This window comes from Rhodococcus sp. P14, assembly GCF_000256505.1.
Classification (GTDB): Bacteria; Actinomycetota; Actinomycetes; order Mycobacteriales; family Mycobacteriaceae; genus Rhodococcus; species Rhodococcus ruber.
The window spans coordinates 1-8,533 of sequence record NZ_AJFC01000143.1 but is presented as its reverse complement, the minus strand read 5'-3'; the positions used below and the strand labels follow the sequence as shown (position 1 = coordinate 8,533).

Here is an 8,533-nt window from a genome sequence, read left to right as displayed (position 1 = left end):
GGGGGGCGCCAGCCGCAGCGTCTCCTTCAGTACCGCCTCGAGCAGCGGGATCTGCCGCAGCGCATGGAAACTCACGCCCTCACCGTCGGCGTAGAGGACGTCGAGCTCGTCGGTGACCCCGCGCAGGTACTCCGGATTGCGCAGCAGCTCGATCAGCGCCCAGGCCGCCGTTCCCGACGTGGTGTGGTGGCCGGCGAACATCATCGAGATGAAGATGCCGGTGATCTCGTCCGCGCTGAACCGCTTGGCGCCGTCCTCGTCCTCGATCGAGACGAGGACGTCGAGCATGTCGCGGTCCTCCCTGCCTCGGGGCGGGTTCGCGATGCGATCGACCATGATCTCCTCGACGAGGGCGACCAGCCCGCGACGAGCCTCGTCGCGGCGACGGAAGCTCTCGATGGGCGCGTAGGGGTCGACGAAGGCGAGCGCGTCGGTGCCCTTTTCCAGGTCGTGGTACAGGCGCGCGAACCGGCTGTCGAGCTGGCCGCGGAACTTCTTGCCGATCAGGCAGGCCGAGGACGTGTAGATCGTCAGCTCCGCGAAGAACTCCAGCAGGTCGATCTCGCCCTCGTCGCCCCAGCCCGCGACGATGTCCCGGACCTCGCGCTCGATCGTGGCCGCGTGACCCTTCATCTGCTCGCCGCGCAACGCCGAGTTGTGCAGCATCTCCTTGCGGCGCTCGGGGCTGGCGTCGAAGACCACACCCTCCCCGAAGACCGGCTTCATGAACGGGTACGCGGCCTGCTGGTCGAGGTCCTCGTCGGCGGAGCGGAAGAAGAACTCGTTGGCCCGCGCGCCGGAGAGCAGCACGACGTTGCGGTCGGCGAGCTGGAAGACCCCCACGTCGCCGCACTCGTCGCGGACGCGCTGCATCAGTCCGATGGGGTCGGTGCGCAGCTCCTCGAGGTGGCCGTGTTCGTGCTCGCCCCCCGAGACACGCGTGGGAGTGACGATCGTGGTCATTCAGGGTCCTTTCCCCGAGAGTCCTTCAGCAGCGGCGCTTCCGGTTGCACTTCGGTCAGTACCAGGTGGGTTCCGCGCGGGGCCGACACGACGGCGACGACGGCGTTCGCGATCTCGGAGGCGCGGAGGAAGTAGGAGTGCCGGGCGAAGCCCCATCTGGTCCAGTCGGCGAGCAGCGGCTCGATGACCTCCGCGGGGGCGTCGAGCCCCATCCCGGTCTGTGTCGGGCCGGGACGCACCACCGACGCGCGAACCCCCGTGCCCTCGAGTTCCATCCGCATCTGGCGCACGAGCGCCTCGAGACCGGTCTTGGCGGCGACGTAGGCGCCCATGCGGGGCCGCGCGACGTCGGCGCAGTCCGAACCGATGACGACGAAGTCGCCGCGGCGCCGTTCGATCATCCCGGGGAGCACGCGATGGGCGAGACGCTGCGTGCCGACGAGGTGGACGTTCACCTGGAACTCGAACCGGTCCGGATCCATCTCGTGCACGAGCCGGAAATCCATGTCGCCGGCGCCGGACAGGACGATCTCGGTGGGGCCCAGGGCGTTCTCGGCGGCGGTGACGAACTCGTCGACCGAGTCGGTGGACGACACGTCGAGGAAGTGCGCGACGGCCTCGCCGCCTTCGCCGCGGATCTTCTCCGCGAGGGCCTCGCACTGTTCGACGCGCCGGGCGCCGAGGGCGACCGGGTGACCGAGGGCGGCGAGTGCGAACGCGGTGGCCGTACCGATGCCGGAGGAGGCGCCGCCGACGATCGCGGGCCGGCGCGGCGGATTGGGCTCGAATCTAGGCATGGCGCCGGGTCACCTCTACGGGCAGGGCCGCGAGGCCTCGGACATTGGTCGAGTGCACGCGCTCGCAACGGTCGAAGTCGACGTCGTAGTCGGCGACGCGCGCGGCGAACTGTTCGAGCGCGATGTTCGCCTCGAGGCGCGCGAGGTGGGCACCGAGGCAGAAGTGCACGCCGCCACCGAAGCTGGCGATCCTGGACGCGCTGTCGCGGCCGATGCGGAAGGTGTCGGGATCGGCGAACACCTCGGCGTCGCGGTTTGCCGAACCGATGAGCAGCAGTACCTTGTCGCCCGCGCGGATGGTGCCGTCGTGCCGTTCGATGTCGGTGGCGGCGGTGCGCGCGACGATCTGGCTGGAGGTGTCGTAGCGCAGTGTCTCCTCCACCCAACCGGAGACGGCGTCCGGGTTGCCGAGGACGCCGGCCAGCTCGGTCTTGTTCTTCGCACCCCAGTACAGCGCGTTGCCGAGAAGTTTGGTGGTGGTCTCGTTGCCCGCGACGACCATCAGGAACATGAAGCCGATGATCTCGTCGTCGCCGAGGCGGTCTCCGTCGACCTCGGCGTCGAGCAGGGCCGAGGTGAGGTCCTCGGTCCGGTGTGTGCGGCGCTGCGCCAGCATGTCCGCGTAGTAGCCGACGAGGTTCAGCGACGCCTCCATCGCCGCGACGGGCACGTCGAGCACGCCCTGCTCCCGGTGGACCACGAGATCCGCCAGCCGGCGCAGTTCGGCGCGGTCGGCCTCGGGCACACCCAGCAGTTCGGAGACGACGTCCATCGGGAGCTTGCCCGCGAACTCCGCGATCCAGTCGAATTCGCCCGTGCCCAAGGCGGTGTCGAGGTATCGGATGGTCAGCTCGAGGATGCGGCCGCGCAGGTCGGCGACCCGGCGCGGGGTGAAGCCCTTCGAGACGAGCCGGCGCATGCGCATGTGGCGGGGGTCGTCCATCGCGAGAAACGACATGACCTTGTGGGCGTGGGGTCCGTAGGCCGACGGGTCGAGGGAGACCCCGTTGGCGCTGGAGAGCCGGGTGTGGTCGCGGAAGCCCGCGACGACGTCGGCGTGCCGGGACAGGGCCCAGAAGCCGAGGTCGTCGTTGCGATAGAGCGGCGCCTCCTCGCGCAGACGCCGGTAGACCGGGTACGGATCCTCGTGGAAGCCGTAGTCGTAGGGATCGAACAGGAGCGGTTCGAGCGAAGCCTGGGTCATGCGCTACTCCAATAGAAGTGCGGCGGAGGTCTCCAGCCGATCGGCGATCTTCTCGTAGGTCTCGTATCCCATGCCCGCGCGGACGAGGGCGCCGGCGTAGAGCATTTCCAGCGCCTCGATCTCGTCGGGATCGGCGTCGGGGCCGAGCGCGGTGGCGAGCCGCGCCCGGATGTCGAGGCCGATGCGGGCGCGCAGGTGTTCGACGTCGGGGTCGCGGCCGAGCAGTGCGCTGGTGACCGCGCCGGCGAGTTCGGGCTCGTCGGCCATCATCAGCGCGACGTTGCGCAACACCGCGACCACCCGGCCGACGCGGTCGGTCGTGGCCGCCTCGGGTTCGGGCGAGGCGACAAGCCGGCGCCAGAACACTTCGGCGACAAGGTGTTCCTTGGACGAGAAGTAGGTGTAGGCGGTCGCCGGTGCGACACCGGCCCGGGCGGCGACGTTGCGTACGGTCAGTCCTGCGAACCCCTCTTCCCGCAGGACCTCCACGGCAGCGCGCGTCAGGCGATCCACGGTGTCGGCCTGCTTCTCGGTGAGACGGCGGCGGGTGGATTCGAGATTCACATTTCTGGACACGTGTCTGGACATTACTACGGTCGCCTGTCCGGGGCAACGGCCTCCGTACACCGGTCACCCCTTCGGGTACACGCGTACGGGCATGGATTTGATGCCGTTGACGAAGTTCGAGCGCAACCGCCGGACCGGGCCCGCGGGCTCGACGCGCTCGATCCGGCGTGCGAGCGTCTCGAACAGGATCCGCAACTCCAGCCGCGCCAGGTGCGCACCCAGGCAGAAGTGCACCCCGGTGCCGCCGAACGCCACATGCGGATTGTGGGTGCGCCCGATGTCGAAGACGTGCGGATCCTCGAAAACGTCCTCGTCCCGGTTCGCGCTCGGGTAGTAGACCACCACCTTGTCCCCCGCCTCGACGGGCTGGCCCCCTATCGTCGCCGGGCACGTCGGCGTGCGGCGGAACCCGATCACCGGGGTGACCCACCGGAGGATCTCCTCGACCGCACCGGCGGCGAGTTCCGGCTCGGCCTGCAGGCGGCGCCACTGCTCCGGATGGTCGACGAAGGCCTGCATGCCGCCGGCGGCGGCGTTGCGCGTCGTCTCGTTCCCGGCCACCACCAGCAGCACGAAGAACATGTCGAACTCCATCTCGGTCAGCGTGTCACCGTTCTCGTCCGGCCGGACGAGCCGGGAGACGATGTCGTCGCGCGGCTCCGCCCTGCGCGCCGCGGCGATCTCGTTGGCGTACAGGAAGATCTCCTCGGCGGCGAGTTCTCCGTCGGCCCGGGTGTTGCCGAATTCCGGGTCGTCGAACCCGATCATCCGGTCGGACCAGTCGCAGAGCCTGTCGACGTCCTCCCCGGGTGCGCCGAGCAGGGCGGCGATCACCTCGAGCGGAAGCGGAGCGGCGGCCACCGGTACGAAGTCGACGACCGCGCCGTCGCGGCCCCGCTCGACGAGATCGTCGACGACGCGGTTGCAGATGTCGCGGATGTGTCCCTCGAGCGTCCGGACCGCCCGGGGAGTGAATCCGCGGCTGACGAGCTGGCGCAACCGGGTGTGCTCGGGCGGATCGAGGTTGACGAGCATCGCCGCCTGTTTGCGGCGGGTCTCCGCGTCGAACTCGTCGATCTGCGTCGTGCCGAGCGCCGACGAGAACGTGGTGCTGTCGCGCGAGACCGCGGTGACGTCCGCATGCCGCGTCACCGCCCAGTAGCCGGGTCCGTCCTCCTCGTCCTGCCGGTAGACCGGGCAATTGCGCCGCAGCTCGGCGAAGACGTCGTGAGGGACGCCCTCGGTGTAGAGGTCGGGGTTCTTCAGGTCGATACGGGATGCCGTCACGGGACCACCTCGCGCGTGTATACGAATGACCGTCGTTTACAAGCTACACACATTCGTTTGAAATGGAAGATCCGTAGGATGGCTGCATGGGGACCGGAGAGCACAGGCCGATACGCCGTCGGAATCTCAGCCGCGAGAAGGTGATCGACGCGGCCTCGGCGGTGGTGGACGAGTCCGGCTGGGAGCAGCTGACGATGAGCACCCTCGCCGGCCGTCTCGGCATCGTCACCGCCTCGCTCTACAACCACGTCCGCGGACTCGACGACGTCCGCGGTGAGATCCAGGTGCGGACGATGACCGAGCTCGGCGCCCGGCTCCGCGAGGTGGCAATGGGCCGCAGCGGGCCCGAAGGCCTGCGCGCTCTCATCGATGCGCACCGGGCGTGGGCCGCCGAGCATCCGCACCGCTACCAGGCGCTGACGGTGGCGCCGGGCGACCGCAGCGCCCTGCTCGCGGCGGCCCTCGACGCGAATTCGGCCCTCCGCTCGATGCTCGCCTCGTGCGGGGTGCCGGAGGAGGACACGCTCGAGGCCGCGGTGAGCCTGTTCACCGCGATGCACGGGTTCGCCGTGATCGTGCGCAGCGGCTTCCTCGGCGACGAGCTCGACCTCGACCGCATCTACGAGAACGTGGTCGCGGGCGCCCTGGCCGCCGCTCGCGCGGCCTCCGCGCGATCCTGAGTCCGTCCCACGCCGTCGCCGGAGGAAAACACTGCCGGCCGTCCCGAGTGCCCGTGCCGGCGCGTCCCTGCCGCCGCGCGGACCGGTCCGGCGGCATTGCGCCACCCCCCTGGCCGAACTATAGTCCAGACAGCTGTCCAGAAAATGAGGGGCCTCACATCGTGCCGCCCGGCACTCGACGCCCCGCCGGACCCGTTCCGATACCGCCCGCCACGCCGCCCCGACGAACGGAAGCACCGATGTCCCTGATTCCGACCGGCAGCTCGGCACTGCTCATCGACGGCAAACTCGTTCCCGGTTCGGGAGGCACGTTCGAGGTCGTGAACCCGGCGACGGAGGAAGTCCTCGGCACCGCCGCCGACGGCACCGCCGCCGACGCGGACGCCGCGATCGAGGCGGCCCGTCGCGCCTTCGACACCACCGGCTGGTCCCGCAACCATTCCTTCCGGGCCCGCTGCCTGCGTCAGCTCCGCGATGCGCTGCGCGGTCACCTCGAGGAACTGCGGGCGATCACCATCGCCGAGGCCGGCGCCCCCCGATTCCTCACCACCGGAGCCCATCTCGAGGGCCCCGTCGGCGACCTCGGGTACTTCGCCGATCTGGCCGAGAACTACGCGTGGCGCCAGGATCTCGGCAACGCCGCGCCGATGGGCATCCCCACCCACCGCTACGTGCTCCGCGAGGCGGTCGGTGTCGTCGGGGCGATCACCCCGTGGAACTTCCCGCACCAGATCAACTTCGCCAAGCTGGGCCCCGCGCTCGCCGCCGGCAATGCGATGGTGCTCAAGCCCGCGCCCGACACGCCGTGGTGCGCCGCGGTCGTGGGCCGGATCCTCGCCGAGGAGACCGACATCCCGCCGGGCGTGGTGAACATCGTGACCTCGAGCGACCATGCCCTCGGCGCCCTGCTCGCGACCGACCCGCGGGTGGATCTCGTGTCGTTCACCGGATCCACCCCCACCGGACGGTCGGTGATGCGCGCCGCCTCGGACACCGTGAAGAAGGTGTTCCTCGAACTCGGCGGCAAGTCGGCGTTCATCGTGCTCGACGACGCCGATCTCGGCGCCGCCTGCTCGATGGCCGCCTTCACCGTGTGCACCCACGCCGGGCAGGGGTGCGCCATCACGACCCGCCTGCTCGTCCCCCGCGGCCGCTACGAGGAGGCGGTCCGCGTCACCGCCGACGCGCTGCGCGGCATCCGGCCCGGCGACCCGGACGACCCCGGCACGGTATGCGGTCCGCTGATCTCCGAGCGCCAGCGCGCCCGGGTCGAGGGCTATCTGCGGCTCGCCGTCGAGGAGGGCGGGACGATCGTCGTCGGCGGTGGCCGCCCCGCCGAGCACGAGCGCGGCTTCTTCGTCGAACCGACACTGATCGCCGGGGTCGGCAACGACGCGCGGGTCGCCCGGGAGGAGATCTTCGGGCCGGTCCTCGTGATCCTCCCCTACGACGGCGACGACGAGGCGATCCGCATCGCGAACGACTCCCCCTACGGCCTGTCCGGAGCCGTCTGGGGGACCGACGAGGACCGGATCCGCCGGGTCGTCGAGGGGGTCCGCACCGGCACCCTGAGCGTCAACGGCGGGATCTGGTACGCCGCCGACGCTCCCTTCGGTGGCTACAAGCAGTCCGGGATCGGCCGCGAGATGGGTGTGGCCGGCTTCGAGGAGTACCTGGAGACCAAACTCGTCGCCGAACCCGCGGCGAAGCAGAGAGGCTGACGAACATGATCCGCAGCACAACGCGTTTCGCCGACCGTACCGCCATCGTCACCGGGTCGGCCCAGGGCATCGGCGAGGCGTACGCCAAGGCCCTTGCCGCCGAGGGCGCCTCGGTCGTCGTGGCGGACATCGACACCGAGCGCGGCGGGCACGTGGCCGAGCAGATCGTCGCCGACGGCGGGACCGCCGTCTTCAAGACCGTCGACGTGTCCGATCCCGGTTCGGCCGGCGAACTCGCGGCATTCACGGTCGAGACGTTCGGCGGCATCGACCACGTCGTCAACAACGCCGCGATCTACGGTGGCATGAAACTCGATCTGCTGCTGACGGTTCCGTGGGACTACTACAGGAAATTCATGAGCGTGAACATGGACGGCGCGCTGAACGTCACCCGCGCGGTGTGGCCGCACATGACGGCGAACGGCGGCTCGCTCGTCAACCAGTCGTCGACCGCCGCATGGGTGTACTCCGGCTTCTACGGCCTGGCCAAGGTCGGCGTCAACGGACTCACCCAGCAGCTGGCCACCGAACTCGGCGGCTCGAACATCCGCATCAACGCGATCGCCCCGGGCCCGATCGACACCGAGGCCACCCGCACCGTCACACCGGGAAACATGGTGGCGGACATGGTTTCCAGACTGCCACTGAAACGGATGGGCACCCCCGGGGATCTGGTGGGCATGTGCCTGTTCCTGCTCTCCGACGAGGCGGACTGGATCACCGGGCAGATCTTCAACGTCGACGGCGGCCAGGTGATCCGCTCGTGACCCGGCTCGGCTGCATCGGCCTCGGCAACATGGGGGCCCCGATGGCGAAGCGACTGCTGGACCGGCCGGGTGGGCTCACCGTGCTCGACACCCGGCCCGAGGCCGTCGCGCCGTTCACCGCGGCCGGCGCGCGAGCCGCCGACGACCCCGCAGACCTCGCGCGCGAATGCGACGTCGTCTGCGTCACCGTCGTCGACGATGCCCAGGTCCGCACAGTCGTCGCGGGACTGCTCGGCGGCGCGCGGCCCGGCACGGTCATCGCGGTCCACTCGACCGTCGCCGACACCACCGCCGTGGAACTCGCCGCCGCATGCGCCGAGCGCGGGCTCGAGCTCGTCGACGCTCCCGTCAGCGGCGGGGCCCCCGGCGCCGAGCAGGGCCGGCTCGCGGTGATGGTCGGCGCCTCCGACGCGGCGTTCGACATGGTGCGCGAACCGTTCTCGTGGTTCTCCGACCTCGTCGTGCACGCCGGTCCGGTCGGCGCGGGCACCCGGATGAAGCTGGCCCGGAATCTGCTGCACTTCGTGTCGTTCACCGCTGCCGCGGA

Annotated in this window: 9 protein-coding genes; 4 read left to right on the top strand and 5 right to left on the bottom strand. The window is 70.1% G+C overall.

Features of this window, described 5'->3' with window-relative positions; translation table 11 throughout:
* The 5 genes from OEY_RS0110855 to OEY_RS0110835 all read right to left on the bottom strand — a co-directional run.
* On the bottom strand, nt 1–963 hold a 963-nt coding region (locus tag OEY_RS0110855; RefSeq protein WP_010593903.1), incomplete at its 3' end, for a cytochrome P450.
* Nucleotides 960–1,760 (bottom strand): SDR family oxidoreductase, encoded by an 801-nt coding sequence (locus tag OEY_RS0110850; RefSeq protein WP_010593902.1) that lies wholly within the window; start codon nt 1,758–1,760, stop codon nt 960–962. The genes OEY_RS0110855 and OEY_RS0110850, both read right to left, overlap by 4 nt.
* Entirely contained in the window at nt 1,753–2,964 is a 1,212-nt protein-coding gene (locus OEY_RS0110845; protein WP_010593901.1) for a cytochrome P450, read from the bottom strand. The genes OEY_RS0110850 and OEY_RS0110845 overlap by 8 nt, the downstream gene beginning before the upstream one ends.
* A gap of 3 nt (nt 2,965–2,967) precedes the next feature.
* The gene (locus OEY_RS0110840; protein WP_010593900.1) at nt 2,968–3,528 is read right to left on the bottom strand and encodes a TetR/AcrR family transcriptional regulator; all 561 of its coding nucleotides are present in this window, start codon (nt 3,526–3,528) and stop codon (nt 2,968–2,970) included.
* Nucleotides 3,529–3,594: 66 nt separating this feature from the next.
* Nucleotides 3,595–4,818, bottom strand: a complete 1,224-nt coding sequence (locus OEY_RS0110835) for a cytochrome P450 (protein ID WP_010593899.1) — start codon at nt 4,816–4,818, stop codon at nt 3,595–3,597.
* An 86-nt stretch (nt 4,819–4,904) separates the two neighbouring features.
* On the opposite strand from OEY_RS0110835, the gene OEY_RS0110830 reads away from it, so the two are divergent.
* The 4 genes from OEY_RS0110830 to OEY_RS0110815 all read left to right on the top strand — a co-directional run.
* Nucleotides 4,905–5,498, top strand: a complete 594-nt coding sequence (locus tag OEY_RS0110830; protein ID WP_010593898.1) for a TetR/AcrR family transcriptional regulator — start codon at nt 4,905–4,907, stop codon at nt 5,496–5,498.
* A gap of 239 nt (nt 5,499–5,737) precedes the next feature.
* Nucleotides 5,738–7,219, top strand: a complete 1,482-nt coding sequence (locus OEY_RS0110825) for an aldehyde dehydrogenase (protein ID WP_010593897.1) — start codon at nt 5,738–5,740, stop codon at nt 7,217–7,219.
* A gap of 5 nt (nt 7,220–7,224) precedes the next feature.
* Complete coding sequence (locus OEY_RS0110820) at nt 7,225–7,986, top strand: SDR family oxidoreductase (RefSeq protein ID WP_010593896.1); 762 nt, start codon at nt 7,225–7,227, stop codon at nt 7,984–7,986.
* Nucleotides 7,987–8,015: 29 nt separating this feature from the next.
* Nucleotides 8,016–8,533 (top strand): NAD(P)-dependent oxidoreductase (locus OEY_RS0110815; protein ID WP_237713745.1); only part of this gene is annotated, 518 nt, incomplete at its 3' end.